General features: G+C 65.1%; 24 protein-coding genes. 8 read left to right on the forward strand and 16 right to left on the reverse strand.

Annotated features, from left to right (window positions below; genetic code table 11):
* Positions 1 to 15 precede the first annotated feature (15 nt).
* From erpA to xth, 3 genes are all read left to right on the forward strand, one after another.
* Positions 16 to 345 carry an iron-sulfur cluster insertion protein ErpA gene (gene erpA / locus IC762_RS19315; protein WP_195783852.1) on the forward strand — a complete coding sequence of 110 codons (330 nt, stop codon included), beginning with the start codon at positions 16 to 18 and terminating at the stop codon, positions 343 to 345.
* Between the two features lie 64 nt (positions 346 to 409).
* Positions 410 to 844 carry a GNAT family N-acetyltransferase gene (locus IC762_RS19320; RefSeq protein WP_195783853.1) on the forward strand — a complete coding sequence of 145 codons (435 nt, stop codon included), beginning with the start codon at positions 410 to 412 and terminating at the stop codon, positions 842 to 844.
* Between the two features lie 15 nt (positions 845 to 859).
* On the forward strand, positions 860 to 1,657 hold the full coding sequence (xth, locus tag IC762_RS19325) for an exodeoxyribonuclease III (RefSeq protein ID WP_195783854.1): 798 nt from the start codon (positions 860 to 862) through the stop codon (positions 1,655 to 1,657).
* A gap of 1 nt (position 1,658) precedes the next feature.
* On the opposite strand, the gene IC762_RS19330 is transcribed toward xth, so the two are convergent.
* From IC762_RS19330 to IC762_RS19340, 3 genes are read right to left on the reverse strand one after another with little or no spacing between them, the layout of a single operon-like run.
* A complete protein-coding gene (locus tag IC762_RS19330; RefSeq protein ID WP_195783855.1) occupies positions 1,659 to 2,690 on the reverse strand; it encodes an L-idonate 5-dehydrogenase in 1,032 nt (343 codons plus the stop codon).
* Between the two features lie 41 nt (positions 2,691 to 2,731).
* Positions 2,732 to 3,499 (reverse strand): SDR family oxidoreductase, encoded by a 768-nt coding sequence (locus IC762_RS19335; protein WP_195783856.1) that lies wholly within the window; start codon positions 3,497 to 3,499, stop codon positions 2,732 to 2,734.
* Positions 3,500 to 3,510: 11 nt separating this feature from the next.
* Positions 3,511 to 4,710 (reverse strand): mandelate racemase/muconate lactonizing enzyme family protein, encoded by a 1,200-nt coding sequence (locus tag IC762_RS19340; protein WP_195783857.1) that lies wholly within the window; start codon positions 4,708 to 4,710, stop codon positions 3,511 to 3,513.
* 181 nt (positions 4,711 to 4,891) lie between these two features.
* On the opposite strand from IC762_RS19340, the gene IC762_RS19345 reads away from it, so the two are divergent.
* Together IC762_RS19345 and IC762_RS19350 are read left to right on the forward strand one after the other, a co-directional pair.
* A complete protein-coding gene (locus IC762_RS19345) occupies positions 4,892 to 5,653 on the forward strand; it encodes a GntR family transcriptional regulator (protein WP_195790194.1) in 762 nt (253 codons plus the stop codon).
* A 27-nt stretch (positions 5,654 to 5,680) separates the two neighbouring features.
* The gene (locus IC762_RS19350; RefSeq protein WP_195783858.1) at positions 5,681 to 7,045 is read left to right on the forward strand and encodes an MFS transporter; all 1,365 of its coding nucleotides are present in this window, start codon (positions 5,681 to 5,683) and stop codon (positions 7,043 to 7,045) included.
* A gap of 12 nt (positions 7,046 to 7,057) precedes the next feature.
* Here the strand turns inward: IC762_RS19350 and IC762_RS19355 are convergent, their stop codons facing one another.
* Together IC762_RS19355 and ilvD are read right to left on the reverse strand one after the other, a co-directional pair.
* Complete coding sequence (locus IC762_RS19355; RefSeq protein WP_195783859.1) at positions 7,058 to 7,882, reverse strand: tetratricopeptide repeat protein; 825 nt, start codon at positions 7,880 to 7,882, stop codon at positions 7,058 to 7,060.
* Entirely contained in the window at positions 7,869 to 9,593 is a 1,725-nt protein-coding gene (gene ilvD, locus IC762_RS19360; RefSeq protein WP_195790195.1) for a dihydroxy-acid dehydratase, read from the reverse strand. Before ilvD ends, IC762_RS19355 begins: the two co-directional genes overlap by 14 nt.
* A 980-nt stretch (positions 9,594 to 10,573) precedes the next feature.
* Between ilvD and IC762_RS19365 the strand changes: the two genes are divergently transcribed.
* Positions 10,574 to 10,720: a hypothetical protein gene (locus IC762_RS19365; protein ID WP_195783860.1), complete on the forward strand. Its 147-nt coding sequence runs from the start codon at positions 10,574 to 10,576 to the stop codon at positions 10,718 to 10,720.
* Between the two features lie 284 nt (positions 10,721 to 11,004).
* Here IC762_RS19365 and IC762_RS19370 read toward each other — a convergent pair whose 3' ends face one another.
* Positions 11,005 to 11,853, reverse strand: coding sequence for an SMP-30/gluconolactonase/LRE family protein (locus IC762_RS19370; protein WP_195783861.1), 849 nt, complete (start codon positions 11,851 to 11,853; stop codon positions 11,005 to 11,007).
* Between the two features lie 261 nt (positions 11,854 to 12,114).
* Here IC762_RS19370 and IC762_RS19375 point away from each other — a divergent pair, with 261 nt between their 5' ends.
* Complete coding sequence (locus IC762_RS19375) at positions 12,115 to 14,358, forward strand: transglycosylase SLT domain-containing protein (RefSeq protein ID WP_195783862.1); 2,244 nt, start codon at positions 12,115 to 12,117, stop codon at positions 14,356 to 14,358.
* Between the two features lie 145 nt (positions 14,359 to 14,503).
* Here the strand turns inward: IC762_RS19375 and IC762_RS19380 are convergent, their stop codons facing one another.
* The 10 genes from IC762_RS19380 to IC762_RS19425 all read right to left on the reverse strand — a co-directional run bounded on the left by IC762_RS19380 (position 14,504) and on the right by IC762_RS19425 (position 23,890).
* Positions 14,504 to 15,472 (reverse strand): tripartite tricarboxylate transporter substrate binding protein BugD, encoded by a 969-nt coding sequence (locus IC762_RS19380; protein WP_195783863.1) that lies wholly within the window; start codon positions 15,470 to 15,472, stop codon positions 14,504 to 14,506.
* 79 nt (positions 15,473 to 15,551) lie between these two features.
* Positions 15,552 to 16,793 carry a threonine synthase gene (locus IC762_RS19385; protein WP_195783864.1) on the reverse strand — a complete coding sequence of 414 codons (1,242 nt, stop codon included), beginning with the start codon at positions 16,791 to 16,793 and terminating at the stop codon, positions 15,552 to 15,554.
* Between the two features lie 180 nt (positions 16,794 to 16,973).
* Positions 16,974 to 18,392: a dihydrolipoyl dehydrogenase gene (gene lpdA, locus IC762_RS19390; protein ID WP_195783865.1), complete on the reverse strand. Its 1,419-nt coding sequence runs from the start codon at positions 18,390 to 18,392 to the stop codon at positions 16,974 to 16,976.
* Between the two features lie 85 nt (positions 18,393 to 18,477).
* Positions 18,478 to 18,654: a hypothetical protein gene (locus IC762_RS19395; protein WP_195783866.1), complete on the reverse strand. Its 177-nt coding sequence runs from the start codon at positions 18,652 to 18,654 to the stop codon at positions 18,478 to 18,480.
* Between the two features lie 12 nt (positions 18,655 to 18,666).
* A complete protein-coding gene (locus IC762_RS19400) occupies positions 18,667 to 20,034 on the reverse strand; it encodes a pyruvate dehydrogenase complex dihydrolipoamide acetyltransferase (RefSeq protein ID WP_195783867.1) in 1,368 nt (455 codons plus the stop codon).
* 2 nt (positions 20,035 to 20,036) lie between these two features.
* On the reverse strand, positions 20,037 to 20,342 hold the full coding sequence (locus tag IC762_RS19405) for a DUF5076 domain-containing protein (RefSeq protein ID WP_195783868.1): 306 nt from the start codon (positions 20,340 to 20,342) through the stop codon (positions 20,037 to 20,039).
* A 5-nt stretch (positions 20,343 to 20,347) separates the two neighbouring features.
* Positions 20,348 to 21,751 carry a pyruvate dehydrogenase complex E1 component subunit beta gene (locus IC762_RS19410; RefSeq protein WP_195783869.1) on the reverse strand — a complete coding sequence of 468 codons (1,404 nt, stop codon included), beginning with the start codon at positions 21,749 to 21,751 and terminating at the stop codon, positions 20,348 to 20,350.
* Between the two features lie 45 nt (positions 21,752 to 21,796).
* On the reverse strand, positions 21,797 to 22,816 hold the full coding sequence (gene pdhA / locus IC762_RS19415; protein ID WP_195783870.1) for a pyruvate dehydrogenase (acetyl-transferring) E1 component subunit alpha: 1,020 nt from the start codon (positions 22,814 to 22,816) through the stop codon (positions 21,797 to 21,799).
* Between the two features lie 159 nt (positions 22,817 to 22,975).
* Complete coding sequence (locus tag IC762_RS19420; RefSeq protein ID WP_195783871.1) at positions 22,976 to 23,293, reverse strand: FtsB family cell division protein; 318 nt, start codon at positions 23,291 to 23,293, stop codon at positions 22,976 to 22,978.
* A gap of 45 nt (positions 23,294 to 23,338) precedes the next feature.
* A complete protein-coding gene (locus tag IC762_RS19425) occupies positions 23,339 to 23,890 on the reverse strand; it encodes an NADPH-dependent FMN reductase (RefSeq protein WP_195783872.1) in 552 nt (183 codons plus the stop codon).
* Between the two features lie 232 nt (positions 23,891 to 24,122).
* Between IC762_RS19425 and IC762_RS19430 the strand changes: the two genes are divergently transcribed.
* A complete protein-coding gene (locus tag IC762_RS19430; RefSeq protein ID WP_195783873.1) occupies positions 24,123 to 25,232 on the forward strand; it encodes a D-alanine--D-alanine ligase family protein in 1,110 nt (369 codons plus the stop codon).
* Positions 25,233 to 25,239: the final 7 nt, after the last annotated feature.

Raw genomic sequence — 25,239 nt, forward strand, 5'->3', positions numbered from 1 at the left:
TACCGGAGACTGAGCATGACTGCCGCCATCACCGTCAGCGAACGAGCCGCACGCCGGATCGGGCAGATCCTCAGCAAGGAAGGCGACGGCGCCAAGCTGCGCATCTCGGTCGAGGGCGGCGGTTGCTCCGGCTTCCAGTACAAGTTCGACGTCGAGCGCACCCAGGCCGATGACGACCTCGTGATCGAGCGCGACAACGCCGTGGTGCTGATCGATTCCGCCTCCGTGCCGTTCCTGGCCGGGTCTGAGGTCGACTTCGTCGACGATTTGATCGGCGCCTCTTTCCGCGTCGTGAACCCGAACGCCACCGCCTCCTGCGGCTGCGGCACCAGCTTCTCGATCTGATCAGACAACCCTGCGCCGCGACCAGCTGCGGCCGCTCGGCGTCGCCGTCAGGAGTCGCGGCCTCATGTCCACGCCCGTCCTGATCTGCCCTTGGGAACAAGCCCGCGAACCCTCCCGCGCCATCCGCTACAGCGTCTTTGTCGAGGAACAGGGCGTGCCGGTCGAGCTGGAATGGGACGACATGGACACGTCGAGCTGGCATGCGCTGGCGTTTGCCGAGGACGGCACGCCCGTGGCCACCGGCCGGCTGCTGCCCGACGGCCATATCGGACGCATGGCGGTGCTCAAAGCGGTGCGCGGCACGGGCGTGGGCGCCCGGGTGCTGGACGCGCTGATGGCCAAGGCGGCCGAACTCGGCTATCCCGAGCTGATCCTCAACGCGCAGACGCACGCAGAGCCGTTCTACGCGCGCGTCGGGTTCGAACCAGTCGGCGAGAAATTCGAAGAGGCTGGCATCCCGCACATCGAGATGCGAAAACGCTTGATCAAAAACCCATGAAGTGAAGGACTTTCGATGTCAGTTCGCATCGCGACCTGGAACGTCAACTCGGTCCGGCAGCGGATCGAACCTCTGATGAGCTGGCTCAAGGAGTGTTCGCCCGACATCGTCTGCCTGCAGGAGATCAAATGCGTCGATGACGCGTTCCCGCGGCTCGAGATCGAATCGCTCGGCTACAACGTCGTGACCCACGGCCAGAAGACGTTCAACGGTGTCGCGCTGCTCTCAAAGCTGCCGTTCGACGAAACCAAGTCGGGGCTTGCCGGTGACGATGACGATGCCCACGCCCGTTTCCTCGAAGGCGTGGTCACGCTGAAGCAGGGCGTGGTCCGCATAGCCTGCCTCTATCTGCCCAATGGCAATCCAGCGAATACCGACAAATATCCATACAAACTCAAATGGATGTTGCGGCTTCTTGAGTACGCGAAGCAGCGGCTTAAGACCGAGGAGCCGCTGATCCTGGCCGGCGACTTCAACGTCATTCCGGCGGCCCGCGACGTCTACAATCCGGCCGCCTGGACCGGCGATGCGCTGTTCCGTCCCGAGACGCGGGAGGCCTTTCAATCCCTCCTCGGCCTCGGCCTCACCGATGCGTTGCGCGCGGTCAATGACGAGCCAGGTCAATACACCTTCTGGGACTACCAGGCCGGCGCCTGGCAGAAGAACTGGGGCTTGCGGATCGACCATCTGCTGATGTCGCCACAGGCCAGCGACCGGCTGATCGACGTCGGCATCGACAGCTATGTCCGTGCCTGGGAGAAGCCGTCGGACCATGTGCCGGTCTGGGCCGATCTCGATTTCGAGACGGCGTGACCTAGAACGTCAACTGTACCTTCATCGCGCGCGAGCGGTCGCTGGCGAGCTCGAAGGCATCGACTGCCTGTTCGAACGGAATCGACGCCGTCACCAGCGGCGTCAGGTCGACCAGCCCCTCGCCCATCAGCCGCAGCGCCAGCTCGAACTCCGGATCGAAGCGGAAGGTGCCGCGCAGCTGCAGCTCCTTGGCGACGACGGTGTTGATCGGCAGCGTCACCTCGCCGCCGAGCCCGACCTGCACGATGACGGCGCCGGGCCGCAGCAGATCGAGCGCGCCACGCAGCGCCGCCTGATTGCCGGAGGCCTCGAACAGCACGTCGAACGTGCCCTTGCCGATCTTGTACGGCTCAAGTGCGGTGCCATCGGTCGCACTGTTGATCGCGTGCGTTGCGCCCAGCCTGCGCGCCATCGCCAGCGGCGGCTCGGCGATGTCGGTCGCGACGATCTCGGACGCGCCGCCGTAGCGCGCGACCACGACCATCAGCGCGCCGATCGGACCGCAGCCGGTCACCAGCACCCGCTTGCCGAGCAGGCTGCCGGCCTGATGCCCGGCGTGCAGGCAGACCGCGAACGGCTCGGCCATCGCGGCCTCGGCGAACGACAGCCGGTCGGCGATCGGGATCGCCTGCGAGGCGTCGACCGTGATGAATTCGCGAAAGCCGCCCTGGACATGGGGAAAGCGCATCGCGCTGCCGAGGAAGCGCATGTCGGTGCACTGGTTACGCATGCCCTCGCGGCAATAGGCGCACTGGCCGCACGGCAGGCTCGGATTGACCGCGACCCGCGTTCCCGCGCGGAGATGGGAGACGCCACTGCCGACATCGGCGATGGTGCCTGAAATCTCGTGCCCCAGCGCCATCGGCTCTCGGATCCGCACCACGCCGAAACCGCCGTGATGGTAGTAGTGTAGATCGGAGCCGCAGATGCCGCCGGCCGCGATCTTCAGCCGCACCTGATGCGGCACCGGCGCGGGATTTTCAAAACTGTCGATCCGCAAGTCGTGCGGAGCATGGATGACGACGGCGCGCATGTGCTCAATCCTTCCCTTTGATGCCGGCCGGACCCGCGCGGCTACATCGCCGCCAGCATACCGCCGTCGACATAGATGATCTGCCCGTTGACGTAACTGGACGCTTCCGAGGCGAGGAAGATCGCGGCACCGACCAGCTCGTCGGGCTTGCCCCAACGCTTCGCCGGCACGCGCGACATCAGCCAGTTATTGAACTCGACATTCGACATCAGCGCTTCGTTCATGTCGGTCAGCATGTAGCCGGGTCCGATCGCATTGGCCTGGATGCCGCTCTGCGCCCATTCCACCGCCATCGACCGCGTCAGGTTACGGATGCCGCCCTTCGCCGCCGTGTAGGGCGCGATCGTCGGCCGCGCCAGTTCGCTGCCGAGCGAGCCGATATTGATGATCTTGCCGCGCTTGCGGGCGATCATCCGCTTGGCCGCCTCGCGCCCGGCGACGAAGGCGCTGGTGAGATTGGTCTCGATCACCTTGCGCCATTCCTCGGTGGTGAACTCGACCAGCGGCTTGCGGCGCTGGATGCCGGCATTGTTGACGAGGATGTCGACGGCAATGCCTTCGCGGTCGAACCGCTCGAAGGCGCCGACGATCGCCGGCTCATCGGTGACGTCGAAGGCTGCGCCCTCGACCTGGTGCCCGGCGGCGCGGAACTCGGTGACCGCGGCATCCACCCGCGCGGGGTCGACGCCGTTGATGATCAGCCGGGCGCCGGCTTTTGCCATGCCCTCGGCGATGGCGCGGCCGAGACCGCGTGAGGAGCCGGTCACCAGCGCGGTGCGGCCGGAAAGATCGAACAAGGCGGTGCTCATGTTTGGGGTCCTCAGGCGTTGGAGCGGCGCACGGTGAGATCGGAGCGGTCGAACACCGCAGGCAACAGGTCGACGCCGAGCCCCGGCCCTTCCATCGGATAGACGTAGCCATCCTTGATCACGGGCATGGTGGTGACAAGCTCGTTATACCAGCCGTTGTAGAACGCGCGCACCGATTCCTGGATCAGCGTGTTGGGCTGGCTGAACGACATGTGGATCGCGGCGATGAATCCGATCGGCCCGATGCAATCATGGGGAGCAAACGGCCGGTGATAGGTCTCGGCCATCGCCGCGATCTTGCGGCCTTCGGTAAGACCGCCGGTCCAGCACAGATCGGCCATCACCACATGCATGGCGTCGCGGTCCAGCATGTCCTTGTAGGGAAAGCGCGAGCCGAGCGTTTCGCTGGCGCAGACCCAGACATCGGTCGAGCGCGCATATTCGGCCAGCGCCTGAGGCGAGTTCATCCGGATCGGGTCTTCGTACCAGGTCGGCTTGTACGACTCGAGCGCGCGCGCGATCTGTTTTGCGGTCGGCAAATTCCACAGCGAATGCAGTTCGACCATGATCTCCATTCTGTCGCCGACGGCTTTGCGGATCTTCTCGAACGGTTCGATCGCCTGCTTCATCTGCGCCGCTGTGATGTAGAGACCCTTGTTCTCCTGCGCCGCCGGATCGAACGGCCAGATCTTCATCGCCGAGATGCCGCTTTCAAGAAGGCTTTCCGCCAGCGCGTCGGCGCGGTGCATGAAGCCGTCGAGGTCCTCGTAGGATCCCTGCGCCTCACCGAGATTCCAGTTCGACACCGGGCTGATGTTGGTGGAGCGGACATATTTGGTGCCGGCGCAGGTGTTGTAGATGCGCTGCTTGTCGCGGCAGAGGCCGCCGAGCATCTGGTGCACCGGCTGGCCGCACACCTTGCCGAACAAATCCCACAGCGCGATGTCGATCGCGGACGCCGCGCGATACTCGACGCCGGTCGAGGATTGCGCCATCGGCAGATTGAGCATGTCGCGGTGGATCGCCTCGATATGCAGCGGATTGCGGCCGAGCAGACGCCCGGCGAAGGTGTCGTGGATCTGCGCTTCGATCGCGCCTGCGCCGTAGAAGGTCTCGCCGAGCCCGATCAGCCCGGTATCGGTGTGGACACGGACCCAGATCACGTTGGCGAACTCTTCCGTGCGCAACGTCTCGATCGAGGTGATCTTCATCGCCATGTCCTCCCGAAGCCGACGTAGCGCGGCTCCATGTTCTTTGATTGCGAACGTCCCTTTTGCCCGGGCGTCGTCGCCCATTGATACGGCCGCTTGTAATATTTCACAACATGTTTTAAAGCGGACCAAGATCAATCAGGCCCACGCGATGCACGCGGGCCTGTGGGAGGAAGCAGACATGGTACGGCGCAAACGCGCGCTTGACGTCGTACGTCCCGACGAGGACGCGGCCCCCGGCCGGCGCAACCGCATCAATTTTTTCGAGCTCGCCTATCAGCGGATCGAGGATCTGCTGGTCAATTGTAAGCTGCGGCCCGGCCAGTCCCTCACCGTGCAGGAATTGCAGGACGTCACCGGCTTCGGCCGCACGCCGGTGCACAACGCCGTCAACACACTCGCGGCCGACACGCTGATCATCATCCGTCCGCGCCACGGCCTGCAGATCGCGCCGATCGACCTCGCGCGCGAACGGCGGCTACTGGCGCTGCGGCGCGACCTCGAGCGTTTCGTCATCCGCCTCGCGGCCGAGCACGCCAGCCTCTCGCATCGCAATCAGGCGCTGCATATCGAGCGCGCCATGACGGAGAAGCGCGCGACGCTTTCGCTCGACGCATTCAACAGCCTCGATCGCCGCATCGACGGCCTGATCCTGGCCGCCGCCGGCGAGCCGTTTCTCGCCCACACGCTGCGGCCGCTGCACACGCTCTACCGCCGCATCGGCTTCATCCATCACAGCTGCATGCCCGGGCAGGCCGACCTGTCCGGCACCATCGACAGCCATCTCGCTATTCTGAATGCGGTGGCCAACCGCCACGTCGACCGCGCGATGGCCGCGAGCGACGCGCTGATCGACTACATGGACGCGATGTTCGAGGGCATGGAGGCCGGCATCGATCCGCGCCTGCTCGATTGCAGCATCGAGCCGCTGCTCGGCGCATAGGATTTTGGGACAACGGGAGAAGCAACGATGTCAACAATGGCAGTTCCGCAGCAGGCGGCGATCGAGGGCGCGGTTCGCCACCTCGTCACCAATTACAGCCCGAAGGGCAACAAGGTCGGCTGGCTGATGATGGCCTCGATCCTGGTCGAGGCCTGGGACCTCTACTCGATCGCCTTCGTGCTGATCTTCATCAAGGAGCAGTACAATCCCGATCCGCTGATGCTCGGGCTCGCCGCCGCCGGCACCCAGGGCGGCGCACTGATCGGGGCGCTGCTCGGCGGCTGGCTGTCCGACAAGATCGGCCGCCGCGTGATGTTCATCTCGACCATGATCATGTTCATCGTGCTGGCGCTGGCGCAGGCCTTCGTGCCCAACGTGACCTGGCTGATCGTGATCCGGTTCCTGCTCGGCATCCCGCTCGGCAGCGATATCTCGACCGGCTACACCTACATCATGGAATCCATGGCCAAGGGCGAGCGCGAAGTCATGGGCAATCGCTGGCAGTTCATGTTCGCGGTCGGCGAGGTGCTGACGATCGGCGTCATCATCCTGTTCCTGCTCACCAACATGCAGCACGAGACGCTGTGGCGGGTCACGCTCGGCCTCGGCGCCCTGCCCGCGCTGATCATCCTCATCATGCGCCACGACGTGCCGGAGACCGCGGTGTGGCTGGTGCAGCGCGGCCGGTTCCGCGAGGCCAAGCAGGTGGCGCGGCACATGTACAACGACGATCTCAAGATGCTGCCGGACCAGGACGTCGTGATGCCGCGACCGAGCACGTCGGCCTTCATCGCCGACCTGCGCAAGGATCCGATCCGCTGGCGCGCCACGTTGTACGGCTGGATCGCCTGCTTTGCACAGGGCAGCGAGTTCTCCACCTTCGCCTTCTACCTGCCGGTGCTGTTCGCGATGGTGGGCGTCTCCAGCGTGCTCGGCAACAACCTCGTGACCATGGCGCTGTTCGCCTTTGCCGCGGTCTCGGGCTGGGTCGGACCGCTGCTGACGCCGAAGATCGGCCACCGCGGCATCAGCATCGCCGGCTTCGGCATCGTGCTGGTCTCGCTGTTGGTCGCGGCGGGTGCGCTCTACACCGGCCAGAAATACATCCTGCCGTTCGCGGCGGCCGCCATGCTGTGGGGCCATTATTGGGACGCCTCGAACTGCATGACGATCCCGACCATGGTGGCGCGGCCGCAATATCGCGGCACGGCGTCGGGCTTTGCCTACATGTTCGTGAAGCTGCCGTCGTTCCTGGCGATCTTCTTGTTTCCGTCGCTGTTCGAGGCGATCGGCCAGGCCAATGCGACGCTGCTGGTTGCGATCTTCCCGCTGATCGGGCTGCTCGCAGCGATCTTCATCCTGCCGGAGGTCTACGGCTACGAGCAGGACTAGTCCCGACGCCCTTTAGTCCCGACGCCCCTGCACCCAGTGCTCGAGCATCTGCAGCGCCATCGCCTTGTCGTCCTCGGACGCCTTGGCGACGGCCCGGTTGTAGTTTTCCTTGATCCAGTTCTCGTCGGGCGTGGCGCTGTCGCGCGCCAGGGTCAGCCACATCAGGCCACGCGCCCGCTGCGGCGGCAGGCGGTCGCCGTTGAACAGCATCTGGCCGAGCAGCGCCTGGGCCTGGTGCTGGCCCTTCTGGGCGGCAAGGCCGAGCCAGCGGGCGCCGTAACGGAAATCGTCGCGCGAGGCGTCCGGCGTCTTCAGGTACAGCCGGGCGAGGTCGTACTGGGCGTCGGCATTGCCGAAATAGGACGCGGCATAGGAGAACATCTCCCGCGCCCGCTCGGTGTCCGCCTTGATCTTGGAATTGGGGATGCCGGCCAGATAATAGCGGCCGAGCGCCACGAAGGCGTTGGCCACGATCGAGGCCTGCGGCGCCGACGGGGAATCCTCCGCATGCGCATTGGCGATGCGGCTGAAATATTCGAACGCGCGGACATCGTCCTGGGCGACGCCGTCGCCCTCGGCGTACATCTTGCCGAGCTTCCACTGCGCCACCGGGTGGCCGGCTTCGGCCAGCGACATCACGCTGGAATTGCTGATGGTCTCGGCCGGGGCGACCGGGACCGCGGTCCGCTTCAGGGCGGCTGCGCTCGGCTGCGGCGAGACGATCGGAAGCGCGGTGTCCTGCGGGTTGACCGGGGCTCCGTCGAATCCGAATCCGGGGCCCGCCACCGGAATGGCCCCTAACGCAAACGCCAATATGGTACGCCTAAACGTCCGCATAACACTGTTTCTCGTACGCGCCACCCGGATGGGTGACAGCACCATCCACCGCCGGCCCCACTTGCTCGGCGTACTTCCACAGCGCACCAGATGTATGGTTGGTCGCGCGAGGGGCCCATTTGGTCTTACGATTTGCGAGCTCGGCGTCGCTCAATTTTACGTCAAGCGTGCCGTCATCCGCGTCGATCTCGATGATGTCGCCGTCCTGCAACAGGGCGATCGGCCCGCCGACCGCCGCTTCCGGCCCGATATGGCCGATGCAGAAGCCGCGGGTGGCGCCGGAGAACCGGCCGTCGGTGATCAGGGCGACCTTGCCGCCCATGCCCTGCCCGGTCAGCGCCGCCGTGGTCGACAGCATCTCCCGCATGCCGGGGCCGCCCTTGGGGCCCTCGTAGCGGATCACGATGACGTCGCCTTCCCGGTAGGTGCGCTTCTGGACCGCCTCGAAGGCGTCCTCCTCGCAGTCGAAGCACCGGGCCGGACCGGTGAACTTCAGGTTGGACATACCCGCGACCTTCACGATCGCACCCTCCGGAGCGAGATTACCCTTCAATCCGACAACGCCACCTGTGACGGTGATCGGATTGTCGGCGGGCCGCACCACATCCTGGTGCGGATTCCATTTCACGCTTTTGAGGTTTTCGGCGATCGTTCGGCCCGTAACGGTGAGGCAATTCCCGTGCAGGTGGCCATTGTCGAGCAGCGTCTTCATCAACAGCGGTATGCCACCTACTTCAAACATGTCTTTGGCAACATAACGGCCGCCCGGCTTCAAATCCGCGACGTAAGGAGTCTTTTTGAAGATTTCCGCAACGTCGAACAAATCGAACTTGATTCCGCACTCATGCGCGATCGCCGGCAGGTGCAGTGCAGCATTGGTCGAACCACCTGAGGCTGCAACCACGGCCGCAGCATTTTCAAGGGCTTCGCGGGTAACGATGTCACGCGGCCTGATGTTCTTCTCGATCAGCTCCATCACCTTCTCGCCGGCGGCGGCACAGAAGGCGTCGCGGATCTCGTAAGGCGCCGGAGCCCCGGCAGAATACGGGAGCGCGAGGCCGATCGCCTCGGAGACGGTCGCCATGGTGTTGGCGGTGAACTGGGCGCCGCAGGCGCCGGCCGAGGGACACGCCACCCGCTCGATCTCGTCGAGGTCCTCGTCCGACATCGCGCCGACCGAGTGCTTGCCGACCGCCTCGAACATGTCCTGCACGGTGACCGGCTGTCCCCGGAAATTGCCCGGCAGGATCGAGCCGCCGTAGATGAAGATCGAGGGCACGTTGAGCCGAACCATCGCCATCATCATGCCCGGCAGCGACTTGTCGCAGCCGGCCAGCCCGACCAGCGCGTCATAGGCGTGGCCGCGGACCGTCAGCTCGACCGAATCGGCGATGCATTCGCGCGACGGCAGCGACGAGCGCATGCCGTCATGGCCCATGGCGATGCCGTCGGTGACGGTGATGGTGCAGAACTCGCGCGGCGTACCGCCGGCCGAGGCGACGCCCTTCTTCACCGCCTGCGCCTGGCGCATCAGCGAGATGTTGCATGGAGCCGCTTCATTCCAGCATGAAGCAACGCCGACAAACGGTTGATGGATCTGGGCTGTCGTCAGCCCCATGGCATAGAGATAGGAGCGGTGCGGCGCGCGCGCGGGGCCTTCCGTCACATGACGGCTCGGCAGCCTGCCCTTGATGTTCGTCTTGGCGTCCATCTTGGCGTCCATCCGCAAACCTGTTTCCAGCCTCCCCTCGCTCAAACGCCGGAACCTGTAAAAAATATCCCGGTCACTGCGAGCGCTGGTGAAATTCAGCTTTATGAACATCCTTTCATGGAGGGGTGTGGCCAAAAAGCGGCGCGCGCAAGGGCCGGCTGGCGATAAGGTTAAATGTTCAGGATATGTTGCGATGAAGCAACAATCGTGGCTGCTGGGCAACCATGTATTACAGCCCCTTATGGGAACCTGACTGTGACCTGACAGATATCGACGGCAAAGTGCGCTCTCGCGACGGAACTCGCCCGAGTTGTGGATCGATCCGCCCTCTTGCTTTGTAGAGGGCGCAGGGAAAGCCGGGTGCCTATTGCACCCATGGGCCCGGTGCAACAAAAAGCACCGGGGTAGGACCACAGGTGTAACCGGAAACAACCCGGCTTTCCCTGCGCGATGGGTTACGGCTTATACGTGCTCGCCCCGGTGAGACTGGGCTTTTGTGTCACCGTCATCCCTGAGAAGCGCTAGCTTCTCAAAGGAATCAACACCTGCCACTAGGGCGTCAGGCCTGCACGACTTCACCGTCCGCCTCGCGCGCGTTACGTCTTCGCACACTCCGCGTCCACCGCATCTCACCGCAACACTTATGACGACCGCGAAGCGCCCCTCGATCGGGTGAGACGGCAACATTAGACAGCTGAGTTGGGGTCCGCGTCAAGAGGAAATTACGAAAAAACGAAGTCGCTTGCGCGGCTCTTTCCTTCGTCATTCCGGGGCTCGCGTAGCGAGAGCCCGGAATCCATCGGGCCGCATCATGCGTGGCCCAATGGATTCCGGGCTCATGCTTCGCATGCCCCGGAATGACGAGTGGAGAGATGCGGGACAAGCGAGCGAACTGCAGCAACGGCCTCACTCTCCGTCGCCCATTGACGGCCGCGCCTGCTGGTGTCCATCATCCCGCTACGGTCTCCGGAGTGGCAGCCATGATCCAGAACGTCGTCGCCGGACTTGTCGTCGTCGCGCTGATTGCGATCGGCTTGATCAGCTTCGCGCAGGAGCACCATGAGTGCTGGAACGGGCACTGGCTCAAGACCTTGAAGCCTTGCGGCTCTATGGCCCCTGACGTGTAGGAATTGCGGCGGCGAAGTGTGGGTGCGCACCGTCGTGCGCAATGCGCGCGAAGGTGGGCACGCTTGCGCTTTGCCCGCCGCAACGCTGCATTTCCCTCTCCTTCGTCATTCCGGGGCTCGCGTCAGCGAGAGCCCGGAATCCATCAGGCCGCATTAACGCGCGGATGAATGGATTCCGGGCTCATGCGGAGCCTGTCATCGGGCGCGCGTTCGCGCGACCCGTTGGCATGCCCCGGACGCGCAATTGCGCACCGGGGAATGACGAGGGGTGAGACGCGGGCAGCTCACGGATACCCGTCGCCGGCCGTCCCGACCTCGATCACATCGATCCGCGAGATCGACTTACCCTTGCGCAGGTCCTCATACGAGGTCTCGGCACTCAGGCAGAACAGCGTCTTCCGCTCCTCGCCGCCGAGCGCGCAGGCCAGTGCGCGACGGCCGGGCACGCTGATGCGCGCAAGCTCCTTGCCGTCGCGGCCGGTCCGGATGAAGGCGTCCTCGGTGAAGGAGGCGACCCAGACCGCGCCGTCGCGGTCGAGGCAGATGCCGTCGGGTTCGCTGATGCGGCCGAACCGGCCGCGCAGGCTGAGGCTGCCATCGGGCGCAATGTCGTAGTCGGCGAGATCGGCACCGTCCATCTCGGCGACCACAAGCCGGCGGTGATCGGACGAGACCGCGATGCCGTTGGGAAAGCGCAGGCCGTCGGCGACGACGCGCCCGCGGCCGTCGGGCTCGACCAGGATGATCCGGCCGACCGCGCCGCGCCCCTCGGGCGGCGGCAGGTCGAAGCCGAGATCGCCGACATAGGCACGCCCTTGCCCGTCGATGATCACGTCGTCGATCGTACCAGTGGCCAGTTGCGAGAGATCGGCGTAGAGCGAGAGCTTGCCGTCCGCGAAACGCAGCAGCCGCTTCCTGAACATCGTCAGCACGACGATGTCGCCGTCGGGCAGCACGCCGAGGCCGCAAGGGGTGTCATCGGTCACGGCCGCGTGCTGCTGCAGGTCACCCGCCGGGCCGATGCTGAGCAGGGTCCGCGCCATGCAGTCGACGAACCACAGCCGTCCATCGTGCCAGCGCGGGCCCTCGAAATACCGCCCGCCGTCGAGCACAGTCTTCAGTTGCAGCGACATCGGCAGGCCCCCCGGATCGTTTGGGGCACAGAATAAATCCCGGCAGTCCCCTGTAAAGACACGGGGATTGGCCGCCTCCCGGCCAAGCGAAAAATTGCCGATTCCAGCCGGTTCCACACGCCGTGTTCCACATTTCGCCGTCTTTCCCTGTTGAGTTGCGCCGGCCTTAACGGTTGAGAATCAGGGGTAGTGGTAGTCTGCGGCCCGTTGTGCCGCGTGCGGTCTGTTTGTGCCTGATGGTTTCGCAGGGGGGACCAGGGAATGAACCGTTGCCTACGTCCGCTGGCGTGCTTCGCCACCGTCGCCGCGCTCGCGCTGCTTCCGGTTAAGGCGACCGCCAAGCCGCATCACCAGCACGCAGCAAAAAGCGCGCATGGCGCGGAGAAGAAAGGCGGCAAGGCCGTGCGCGAGGCCACGTCGAGCAAGCGCCGCCATGCCAAGAGCGCCGCAGGCAACGGCAAGAGCGCCGCAGGCAACAAGAACGAAGCGGGCAAAGAAAAGTCCGAGCGAAAGTCCGCCAAGGCGAAATCCGATAAATCCAAATCCACTGAGAGCAAGGCCGCGCCGGAGAAACCTGCCGGTCCGGAATTGTCGGGTGATCTCGCCGCGGTCAGGGATGCCATCCTCGCCGCGCGCAAGGGCCGGACCAGCGAGGCGACCGAGATCCAGGGCACCATCTCCGACCCGGTCGGCCGCAAGCTCGTCGAATGGTACCTGCTCCGCCACGCCGAGTCGGATGCGAATTTTGGCCGCTACGCCGCGTTCATCTCGGCCAATCCGGACTGGCCGAGCATCACGATGCTGCGGCGGCGGGCCGAGGCGCGGATGTGGCAGCAGCGCAGCGATGCGGCCACCGTGCACGGCTTCACGCTCGATCAGCCGCTCAGCGCCAAGGGCAAGTTCGCGCTGGCCCGCGTGCTGCTGGCCGAGGGCGACCGCGATCGCGCGACCCGGCTGGTGCGCGAGGCCTGGCGTTCGGAAGACCTGTCCGAGCGCACCGAGAGTGACGCCTATGATGCCTTCAAGGACCTGCTGACCCGCGACGACCATCGCGCGCGCATGGACAAGCGGATCGGCGCCAGGGATCTCGCCGGCGCACGGCGCGCCGCCAAGCTGCTCGGCAGCGATGAGCTTGCGATCGTCAAGGCCTGCGGCAGCAAGACCCAGAAGGCGTTCGACAACGTCCCGGACGACGCCCGCCGCGATCTCGGCTACACGCTGTGCCGCATGCAATGGCTGCTGGCACAGAACAAGATCGACGATGCCGCCCGCGTCACCATCGCGGCTGCGCCGGAGACGATGAACCAGCAGGACACCGACCAATGGTGGCGCGAGCGGCGCATCCTGTCGCGCAAGCTGCTCGACCAGGGCAAGTTCCAGACCGCCTATGACGTGATCCGGCCCGCGGCGCTGCCCGACAATCCCTATTACCGTTCCGACCTGCACTTCATGCTGGGCTGGATCGCGCTGCGCTATCTCGACGACGCCAGGACCGCGGCAGCGCATTTCGCGCGGATCGACGAGGGCCAGAGCAATCCGACCGTGCTGTCGCGCGCCGCCTATTGGCGCGGCCGCGCCGCCGAGGCGCTCGGCAACACGTCGGCGATGCGGGCCGACTACCAGGCCGCCGCGCGCTATCCGACCGCCTATTACGGTCAGCTCGCACTCGCAAAACTCGGGCGCGACGCGATCGACCTGCATGCGCCCTCACCGGCCGCGCTGACCACGAACGCAGCGGCCGACGAACGGGTGCGCGCGGCCGACATGCTCTACGCCATCGGCGAGCCCGATGTCGTGCTCTACTTCGCATCCGACCTCGCCGAGGAAAGCTCCGACGTCGGCATGCTCGAGGCGCTCGGCGAGCTCACCAGCCGCCGCAACGACCCCCGCGCCATGCTGCAGATCGGCAAGATCGCGCTCGCGCGCGGCCTGGCATTCGACCACTACGCCTTCCCGATCATCGGCATCCCCGCGCACACCCCGATCGCCCCGGATATCGGGCGCAGCATGACCTATTCGATCGCGCGGACCGAGAGCGCCTTCGACCAGCGCGACAAATCGGCGGCCAAGGCGGTTGGGCTGATGCAGGTAACGCCGGAAGCCGGCCGCGACACCGCCAAGCGCTTCAAGGTCAGCTATGACTGGGACAAATTGGTCTCCGATCCCGTCTACAACACCCAGATGGGCGCCGCCGAGCTCAGCGCGCTGCTGTCGGAATATCGAGGCTGCCACATCATGACGTTCGCCGGCTACAACGCCGGGCGCGGCCGCGTCCGCGACTGGGTCAAGGCCTATGGCGATCCGCGCGATCCCAATGTCGATGCGGTCGACTGGGTGGAACGGATCCCGATCTCGGAGACCCGCAACTACGTGCAGCGCGTGATGGAGAATTTTGCGGTCTACCGTGCCAGGTTCGAGGACGCCGGCACGGCGATGGCGAAGAACAGCGAGCGCGTCGGCACGCAGGAGAGCAACGCGGCGCCGGCGGCACTGCCGCCGCAGTAACCGCTGTCGTCCTGGCGAAAGCCAGGACCCATTACCACAAATGCAAAAGACTCGAGCCAAATGGGGCCCCGGCCTTCGTCAAATCAATCGCGGTGGTTATGGGTCCTGGCTTTCGCCAGGACGACCCGTGGATAGATCACGCAACTCACTCCACCTTCACATTGGCGGACTTGATCATCGGCCACCATTTGGCGATTTCCGCCTTTTGCCAGGTGCCGAGCGCCTCCGGCGTCAGCTGGTCCTTCGGCGGCATCTGCAAGCCCAGATTTTCAAGCTGCTTCTGCACCGCCGGATCGTTCAGCGCATCGACAGCCGCAGCATTGAGCTTTGCCACGATCTCCTTCGGCGTGCCTTTGGGCACCCAGAGGCCCGACCACAGCGTCATGTGGAAGCCCGGCAGGCCGGCCTCGTCGGCAGTCGGGATGTCAGGGGCGTTCTCGACGCGCTTGGAATCGGTGACGGCATAGGCGCGGATGTTGCCGGCGCGGACCTGATTGATCGAGTTCGAGGTCTGGTCGACGATGATGTCGATCTGTCCGGCGACGAGATCGTTCAGCGCCGGACCCGTGCCGCGATACGGCACGTATTGCAGCTTGATGCCGGTCACGCTCTCGAAATACAGCCCGGCGATGTGGCTGCCGCTTCCGGCGCCGGCGGTGCCCGCGGTCGGCGGCTGCGGCCGCGATTTCAGCCAGGCCAGAAGCTCCTTCAGCGATTTCGCCGGCACCGCGTTCTTGCTGACGATGATCATCGGATTGCTCGGCAGCAGCACCACCGGCTCGAGATCCTCGACCAGGTCGTAGCCGAGCTTGTAGATCGCGCCGTTGGCGACATGGGTGCCGAGATGACCGAACGAAATGGTGTAACCATCCGGCGCCGAACGCACCGCGCGGCCGACGCCGATCGAGCCGCCCGCCCCCGTCACGTTCTCGATCAGCAGCACCTCGCCGAGCGACTGCTTCATGCGCTCGCCGAGAATCCGCGCCATCGCGTCCGAGGGCCCGCCGGCGGCGAACGGCACGATGATGGTGATGGGATGGGAGGGATAGGTTTCGGCTGCCCGCGCCGTCGTGAGCGCGAATATCGCCAATACGGCCAGTGCAAGCTTCCGCATCACGTCTCCCTCAATCGTCTTTATTCTTGATTATTTTCGAAGGGCCACCTTTCGACAAGATGGCCCTTCGGATGACGTCTCAGAACTGCGAGAAATCGATCGGCTTGTGCCGATCGAGCGTGCGGTCGACCTTCGGCAGCGGATATTTCAGGCCGCTGGCGCAGTTGAACAGCATCACGCGGTCGCTCTTGGTGACCCGCCCGTCGGCAAGGCTCTCCTTGTAGGCGGCGTAGGTCGCGGCGCCCTCGGGGCACAGCAGCAGGCCCTCCTCGCGCGCGACCTCGTTGAGCGCCGCCGAAATCCTGTCGTCGTCGACGGCGATCGCAAAGCCCTTGCTCTCGCGCACCGCACGCAGGATCAGGAAATCGCCGATCGCCTGCGGCACGCGGATGCCGGAGGCGATGGTGTGGGCGTCCTCCCAGCGCGTCGCATGCTCGGTGCCGGCCTCATAGGCCCGCACCATCGGTGCGCAGCCGGAGGCCTGCACGGCCACCATGCGCGGGCGCTTCGAACCGATGAAGCCGATCTGCTCCAGCTCGTCGAACGCCTTCCACATTCCGATCAGGCCGGTGCCGCCGCCGGTCGGATAGAAGATCACGTCGGGCACCTCCCAGCCGAGCTGCTCGGCGAGCTCGAGGCCCATCGTCTTCTTGCCTTCGATCCGGTACGGCTCCTTCAACGTCGAGGTGTCGAACCAGCCGACCTTGGCCTTGCCCTCGCCGACGATCTTGCCGCAATCGTCGATATAGCCGTTGACGCGATAGACGGTGGCGCCCTGCAGCTCGATCTCGCTGACATTCACTTCAGGCGTATCGGCCGGGCAGAAGATCGTGGTCTTGATGCCGCAGGACGTCGCGTAGGCCGCCAGCGCCGCGCCGGCATTGCCGTTGGTCGGCATCGCCATGTGCTTGATGCCGAGCGCCTTGCCCATCGACACCGCCATGACCAGGCCGCGCGCCTTGAATGACGCGGTCGGCAGCCGCCCCTCGTCCTTCACGATGATCTCGCCGCCGCCGAGCTTGTGCGACAGCTTCGGCAGCCGGATCAGCGGCGTCGTGACCTCGCCGAGCGAGACGATGTCCTTGCAGTGGCGCACCGGCAGCAGCTCGCGGTAGCGCCACATGTCGGCGGGGCGTTCGGCCAGCGCCTGCTTGGTCAGCGCCTTCTTCACGCCGGCGAGATCGTAGCGCACCAACAGCGGCTTGCCGGCCTTGGAGAGGTTGTGCACCTGGTCGGCCGGATAATGATCGCCCTCCATCGCGCATTCGAGATGCGTGACGAAGGTCGGGCGTTCGATGGTGAGGTTGTCGTTGTCTTTCACGAGGTACGCTCTTTCTTGTTATTGGGTTCACCCATATCAGACCCGTCACCCTGAGGTGGCCGCTCTTCAGCGGCCCTCGAAGGGCGACGAGCCCCGTTGCTTGATCCGGGCCGTACATCCTTCGAGGCTTGCTCCGCTCGCACCTCAGGATGACGGGACTTTGGACGCCGTTCTGCGATGTCAAATATTCAGCACGCGGCCGTAGGCGTCGAGCACCGCTTCCTTCATCATTTCGGATAGGGTCGGATGCGGGAACACGGTGTGCATCAGTTCCTCTTCCGTGGTCTCCAGGTTCATCGCCACGACGTAGCCCTGGATCAGTTCGGTGACCTCCGCGCCGATCATGTGGGCGCCGAGCAACTGCCCGGTCTTCTTGTCGAATACGACCTTGACCAGGCCCTGGTCCTCGCCGAGCGCGATCGCCTTGCCGTTGCCGACGAAGGGGAAGCGGCCGACGCGGATCTCGCGGCCGCCCTCTCTCGCTTTCGCCTCGGTGAGGCCGACGGAGGCCACCTGCGGATTGCAATAGGTGCAGCCCGGGATCATCAGCTTGTCCATCGGATGCGGATGCAGGCCCTTGATCGCCTCGACGCAGATCACGCCCTCATGCTCGGCCTTGTGCGCCAGCATCGGGGGACCCGCGACGTCGCCGATCGCGTAGATGCCGGGGACGTTGGTCTTGCACAGGCCGTCGATCACGATGCAGCCGCGGTCGGTCTTCACGCCGAGCTTCTCCAGCCCGAGATTCTCGATATTGCCGACCACGCCGACCGCGGAGATGACGCGGTCGAACTCCTTGGTCTGCGGCGCCTTGCCGTCGTCGATGGTCGCGACCACGCTGTCGGCCTTCTTCTCGAGTTTTGTCACTTTGGTCGAGGTGAGAATCTTGATGCCCATCTTCTCGAAACGCTTGCGCGCGAGCCCTGCGATCTCGGCGTCCTCGACGGGCAGAATCTGCGGCAACACCTCGACCACGGTGACGTCTGATCCCATGGTGTGGAAGAACGACGCGAATTCGATGCCGATCGCGCCGGAACCGACCACGAGCAGCGATTTCGGCATCCGCTCCGGCACCATCGCCTCGAAATAGGTCCAGACCAGCTTCTTGTCAGGCTCGAGCCCCGGCAGCGCGCGCGGCCGCGCGCCGGTCGCGATGATGATGTGCTTTGCGTCGTAGCTGCCCTCGCCGAGCGCGCCCTTCGGCCCCTCGACATCCGACTTCTTCACCGTGATCTTGCCGGGCGCATCGATCGAGGCGGCGCCCCAGATGATCTGGACCTTGTTCTTCTTCATCAGGAAGCCGACGCCGTCGTTGAGTCGCTTCGACACCCCGCGCGAGCGCTGCACCACGGCCTTCGGATCGAACGACACGTTGTCCGCCGACAGCCCGTAATCCTTGGCGTGCTGCATGTAATGATAGATCTCGGCCGAGCGCAGCAGCGCCTTGGTCGGGATGCAGCCCCAATTCAGGCAGATGCCGCCGAGATAGGCCTTCTCCACGATCGCAGTCTTGAAGCCGAGCTGGGCGGCACGGATCGCCGTGACATAGCCGCCGGGACCGGAGCCGATGATGATGACGTCGAAAGATGTGTCGGCCATGTCGGCTCCCGTTCAACTCAATTGTTAAAGCCGCGGGCGCGGCTTGCAGTGATCAAAGCTCCGGCCAGCACGGATATGTCGGCCATCACCCATGCTCCGGCCATAGCACGCCCATGACCACCGCCCAGACCAGCGCGAGCACGCCCGAGCCGATCATCGCGATCCGGAATTGCATCGTCGAGATCAGGTCACGGCTGACCGCAACGATCGCCGCGATCGCAATGGCGGCGAGGAGGACGTACGGAGCGTAGACCGCGTGCATGGCTGATGTCCGTCAGACCATCATCATCACGGGGTTCTCGATCAGTTGCCTGAAGGCGCCGATCAGCTCGGCGCCGAGCGCGCCGTCGATCGCGCGATGATCGCACGACAACGTCACGCTCATGATGCTCGCGATCTCGATCTTGCCGCCGCGCACGACGGGGCGCTCCTCCGAGGTGCCGACCGCCAGGATCGAGGCGTGCGGCGGGTTGATCACCGCGGTGAAGTGGTTGATGCCGTACATGCCGAGGTTGGACACCGCGGTGGTGCCGCCCTGATATTCTTCCGGCTTCAGCTTGCGGGCGCGCGCGCGTGCCGCAAAGTCCTTCATCTCGTTGGAGATGGTGGAGAGCGTCTTGGTCTCCGCCTTGCGGATGATCGGGGTGATCAGGCCGCCCGGCATGGCGACCGCGACGCCGACGTCGGAATGCTTGTGCTTGAGCATGCCGCCTTCGGTCCAGCTGACGTTGCAGTTCGGGATCTTCTGCAATGCGACCGCCATCGCCTTGATGACGAAATCGTTGACCGAGATCTTGTAGAGCGGCTTCTTCTCCTTGTCCTTCGGAGCGGCCGCGTTGATCTCCTCGCGCGCGGCGAGCAGCTTGCCGATGTCGCAGTCGATGGTCAGATAGAAGTGCGGAACGTTCTGCACCGAGGCGGTAAGCCGCTGCGCGATGGTGCGGCGCATGCCGTCATGCGGCACCACCTCGTAGGAGCCCGGCTCGAACAGCGCCAGGATCTGCTTGTCCGACATCGACGGCGCGATGCTCGGTCCCGCGGCGGCCGGTGTTGCCGCCGGCGCCTTAAGGCCCTTGCCGGACTTCGCCTCCGCGACGTCGCGCGCGACGACGCGGCCATGCGGGCCGGTGCCGGTGATGCGGCCGAGCTCGATGCCGGCCTCCTTCGCCAGACGGCGCGCCAGCGGCGAGGAGAAAATGCGGGCGTGACCATTGGCCTGTGCGGCCGGAGCAGCAGCGGCCTGCGGCGCGGGAGCAGGTGCCGCGGCCGGCTTCGGCGCGGGCGCGGCAGCCGGAGCTGGAGCCGCCGCAGGCGCGGCAGCAGCAGGCTTTGGCGCCTCCGCCGGCTTCGGCGCAGGCGCAGCTCCACCGCCCGCGCTCGCCGCAGCCTTCACGTCCTCGCCGTCGCCGGCGAGCACCGCGATGACGTCGTTGACCGGCACGTCCTGGGTACCTTCGGGTACGACAATCTTGGCAAGCGTGCCCTCGTCGACCGCCTCGACTTCCATCGTCGCCTTGTCGGTCTCGATCTCCGCGATCACGTCGCCGGACTTGACCTTGTCGCCCTCTTTCTTGAGCCACTTGGCGAGGTTGCCCTTCTCCATCGTCGGCGACAGCGCGGGCATGAGAATGTTGATCGGCATTGTCAGTGACCTTGTTGCGACCGCGGCATGGTTTTGCCCGTGTCGGTCGGCCGGGCGATTTCGGCTTCGAACATCTCGACGATGCGCGCGAGCGCCTCGTCCTCGGTGTATTCGCTCTCGCGTGCATAGGCGCGCGCGGCGTGGCGGGCGATGTCGACCAGCAACAACCCCCACATGTCGGGCTCCTCGAAGGCGCGCTGGAACGCGATCGACAGGCCGCCGTCGACGACAAAGGCGCGCAGCACCTCGATTGCATCGTCGCGGCCCATCACGTCAGGCGGCAGCGGCTGCTCCTTGGGACCGGTCATCGGCGCTACCGATACGACACGGCCTTGGCGGCGGCGACCACCTCGGCGACGTTGGGCAGCGCGAGCTTCTCCAGATTATGGGCATAGGGCATCGGCACGTCCTTGCCGGAGACGCGCGCGACCGGCGCATCCAGATAGTCGAACGCGTGCTCCATGATCCGCGCCGCGACCTCGGCGCCGACACCGCTCTGCTGCCAGCCCTCCTCCACCGTGACGGCGCGGCCGGTCTTCTTCACGGAGTTGATGACGGTCTCGGTGTCCATCGGGCGGATGGTGCGCAGATCGATCACCTCGGCCTCGATGCCTTCCTTTGCGAGCTCCTCGGCCGCCTTCAGCGCGTAGGACATGCCCATCGCCCAGGAGACGAGGGTGACGTCCTTGCCGGCGCGCGCGATCCGCGCTTTGCCGATCGGCACCACGAAATCGGCGAGCTTCGGCACCTCGCCGGTGTGGCCGTACAACACTTCGTTCTCGAGGAAGATCACCGGATTGGGATCGCGGATCGCGGCCTTGAGCAGGCCCTTGTAGTCGGCGGCCGAGTACGGCGCGACCACCTTCAGTCCCGGCACCTGCGAGTACCAGGCGGCATAGTCCTGGCTGTGCTGGGCGGCGACGCGGGCGGCGGCGCCGTTCGGGCCGCGGAACACGATCGAGCAGCCCATCTGGCCGCCCGACATGTACAGCGTCTTGGCGGCGGAATTGATGATCTGGTCGATCGCCTGCATCGCGAAATTCCAGGTCATGAACTCGACGATCGGCTTCAGGCCGGCCATCGCCGCGCCGACGCCGACGCCGGCAAAGCCGTGCTCGGTGATCGGCGTGTCGATCACGCGCCGCGCGCCGAACTCCTGCAACAGGCCCTGTGTCACCTTGTAGGCGCCTTGATATTCCGCGACCTCCTCGCCCATGATAAAGACGTCGCCGTCGCGGCGCATCTCCTCGGCCATCGCATCGCGCAGCGCTTCGCGGATGGTCTGCGTCACCATCTCAGTGCCGGCGGGGATTTCAGGATCGGGCGGCGCCTCCGTGGCGGGCGCAGCCGGCGCCTTTGCTTCCGCCTTCGGCGCTTCAGACTTTGCTTCAGACTTGGCCTCAGCGGGAGGCGCGGCCTCGGCCTTCGGTGCCGGCGCGGCGGCAGGCGCCTTGTCGAGATCGGCGGCGCTCTCGCCGTCGGCGAGGATGGTAGCGATCGGCGTGTTCACCGCGACGTCGGCGGTGCCTTCCGGAATCAGGATCTTGCCGAGTGTGCCCTCATCGGTCGCCTCGACCTCCATGGTCGCCTTGTCGGTTTCGATCTCGGCGATCACGTCGCCGGACTTGATGGTCTCGCCTTCCTTCTTCAGCCATTTGGCGAGGTTGCCCTTCTCCATGGTGGGCGACAGCGCAGGCATCAGCACTTGAATGGGCATATCAGCTCCCGAAATCGGTCTTGAAAGTTCTTCTGCGCGGGGGGATCAGCGGTAGATGTCGGTGTAGAGCTCGGAGGGATCGGGCTCCGGATCGTGCTGGGCGAAGTCGGCAGCCGCGTTGACGATCTCGCGCACCTCGCCGTCGATCGCCTTGAGGTCCTGCTCGCTGACGCCGGCCTCCAACAGGCGGTTGCGCACCTGCTCGATCGGATCCTGGTCGTGGCGGACCTTCTCGACCTCCTCGCGGGTGCGGTACTTCGCGGGATCGGACATCGAATGGCCGCGGTAGCGATAGGTCTGCATCTCCAGGATGATCGGCCCGTTGCCGCCGCGACACCAGGCCGTGGCCTCCTCGCCCGCGGCTTTCACCGCGCGCACGTCCATGCCGTCGACCTGCTTGCCAGGGATATTGAACGAGACGCCGCGCTTGGAGAAATCCTGCTGCGCTGACGCGCGCGACACCGAGGTGCCCATGGCGTAGCGGTTGTTCTCGATGACATAGATCACCGGCAGCTTCCAGAGCTCCGCCATGTTGAAGCTCTCATAGACCTGGCCCTGGTTGGCGGCGCCGTCGCCGAAATAGGTCACGCTGACGTTATCGTTGCCGCGATAGCGGTTGGCGAAGGCGAGGCCAGTGCCGAGCGGCACCTGCGCGCCGACGATGCCGTGACCGCCGTAGAAGTGCTTCTCCTTGCTGAACATGTGCATGGAGCCGCCCTTGCCCCGCGAATAGCCGCCGCGGCGCCCGGTCAGTTCCGCCATCACGCCCTTGGCTTCCATGCCGGTCGCCAGCATGTGGCCGTGGTCCCGGTACCCGGTTATGACCTCGTCGCCTTTCTTCAAGGCCATCTGCATGCCGACGACGACGGCCTCCTGGCCGATATAGAGATGGCAGAAACCGCCGATCGCACCCATGCCGTAAAGCTGACCGGCCTTCTCCTCGAAGCGGCGGATCAAGAGCATGTCGCGCAGCGCCTTGAGCTCCTGGTCCCTGGTCAGCTCGGGCGGAGAACCTGCCTTCTCCTGCCCTGATTCTTTCGCGGCGGTCTTCTTGGGTGCGGCCATGGCAATTCCGGGTGAGAGAAGTCGAAGAACCCTCTCTAACCCAACTCAAATCGCCTTGGAAGGATTGCGTTCGCCCGCTGGAATTTTGCTATGCCGCACTGCAACGCGGCGCGACACTTTTGTGATAGCACGTGAAGCTTTTTGAAATTTGAGAACGCGTCAATTCGGCTTGTTGATCCGAACCAGGTCCCGCGGATTGACATAGTCGAGCTGGAAGCGCGCACGCTCGTCGAGCATGTCGGGATCGACGCGATCCGAGCGCAACAGCGACACCCGCTGCTCGCCCTCGGCCCGCTCCTTCTTCAACCGCGCCAGCTCCGAGGTCAGCGCGATGATTTCCTGGTCGAGCTCCTGCCGCGCGTTGAGGCCGTACTTGCCGGTGTAGGCATTGACCCCGAAATAGCCGACCATCAGCGCCGCCAGCGTGTAGAGGGCAAGCCCGGTCAGGATCGATTTGAGGCGTGTGCGGGAGACCATGGCCGCAACCATCGGCCATGGCGGTTAATGGAATGCTAAGTTTGATTAGCGGTGCTGCTTCTCGATGAACGCCGCGAAGGCGTCGAGGTATTGCTGCAACACGGTCTTGAGCGAGTCCTTGATCAGCTTACCCTTCTCGTCGAACGCATCGCCCACGCCGTTGAGATAGGCTTCCGGCTGGCCCATGATCGGGCCCGAAATGCCCGGCAGGATGTTCTGCAGGGTTTTTGCGGCACTGACGCCGCCGAGCGGGCCTGGCGAGTTCGAGATGATCCCGATGGGCTTGCCGAGGAACGAGCTCTTGCCGTAGGGGCGCGAGGCAACGTCGATGGCGTTCTTCAACACGCCCGGGATCGCGCGGTTGTATTCGGGCGTTACGAACAGCACGCCGTTCGACTTCTGCAGCTTCTCGCGGAACGTCGTCCAGTCCGCCGGCGGCGCGGCCTCAAGGTCCTGGTTGAAGAAGGAGATGCCCTGCAGCGTGGTGACGTCGAGCTTCAGCGAGGCGGGCGCGAGCTTGGCCATTGCGTTGGCGATCTTGAGCGAAAAACTCTCTTTGCGGATACTGCCGACGATGGTGACGATGTTATAGGCCATTGCAAAATTCCCTGGGTTGCGCGTGAAGCCGGACCGACGGCCATCACCTACCGGCGCGGCGATAAGGATGCAAGTGCATGGATTGCGCAATTCCGGAAACCCAGCGTTTGCGGAATCTGGCCGATCGGCAACCCGGCTTCCCGGCGAGCGCCGGGTCGGGGCCCATTCTGGACACGTTCGTTAGGATATGTTGCGGCATCCGCGGCATCATCCAGCTCGAGACTTGAAGACCATGACAGCACGCAAGACACGGGTTGCAATCCTGTTCGGTGGCCGCTCGGCCGAGCACGACGTGTCGCGGGCGTCGGCGGCGAATGTGCTGCGCTCGCTCGATCCTGATCGCTATGACGTCACGGCGATCGGCATCGTCAGGGACGGCCGCTGGATCGCCGTCGGCGCGGGCAACGGCGCCGGCACAGGCGGCGGCGCGCTGACCATTCCGGACGACGGACCGCAACTGGCCTTGCTGCCAGGCGGACAGGGCCGCGCCTTGGCGCTTGAAGGTGCGACGTCGCGGGAATTGCCCGCGTTCGATGTCGTCTTCCCGGTCCTGCACGGCCCCAACGGCGAGGACGGCACCGTGCAAGGCGCGCTCGAGCTCGCCGATGTCGCCTATGTCGGCTCGCGCGTGATGGGCTCGGCGGCGGCGATGGACAAGGACGTCGCCAAGCGGCTGCTACGCGAGGCCGGATTGCCGATCGTCCCCTTCGTTGCAATGTCGGCCGCAGCTCCGCTCGGTTATGACGATGCGGTCAGTGCCCTCGAATCGCAGGAGCTCTTCGTCAAGCCGGCCAACATGGGCTCGTCGGTCGGCGTGTCGCGGGCGCGGAACGCGGCCGAGTTCGAGGCCGGCTGCCGACTGGCGTTCCGCTTCGACAGCAAGATCCTGATCGAGCGCAGCCTGGCGCCGATCCGCGAGGTCGAATGCTCCGTGCTCGAGGATGCCGAGGGACACATTCGCGCGTCGCTGCTTGGCGAGATCGTGCCCTCCGACAAGCACGGCTTCTACTCTTACGATGCAAAATATCTCGATGCGGATGGCGCCTTGCTTCAGGTGCCCGCCATGGTGCCGCCCGTACTCGCCGATCGCATCCGAGAGCTCGCCATCGAGACCTTCCGCGTCCTCGGTTGCGAAGGCATGGCACGGATCGACTTCTTCCTGCACGGCGAAGAGGCTTATGTGAACGAGGCAAACACCCTGCCCGGCTTCACCGATATCAGCATGTATCCAAAGCTGTGGGAGGCCAGCGGCCTGCCGCAATCCGAGCTGATCGATATCCTGATCGGCCATGCCCTGGAGCGACAAAAGCGCTCCAGACGCCTGGTGTTCGAGCGGGAGTAGACAGCGG

It is taken from the genome of Bradyrhizobium genosp. L, assembly GCF_015624485.1.
Taxonomy (GTDB): domain Bacteria; phylum Pseudomonadota; class Alphaproteobacteria; order Rhizobiales; family Xanthobacteraceae; genus Bradyrhizobium.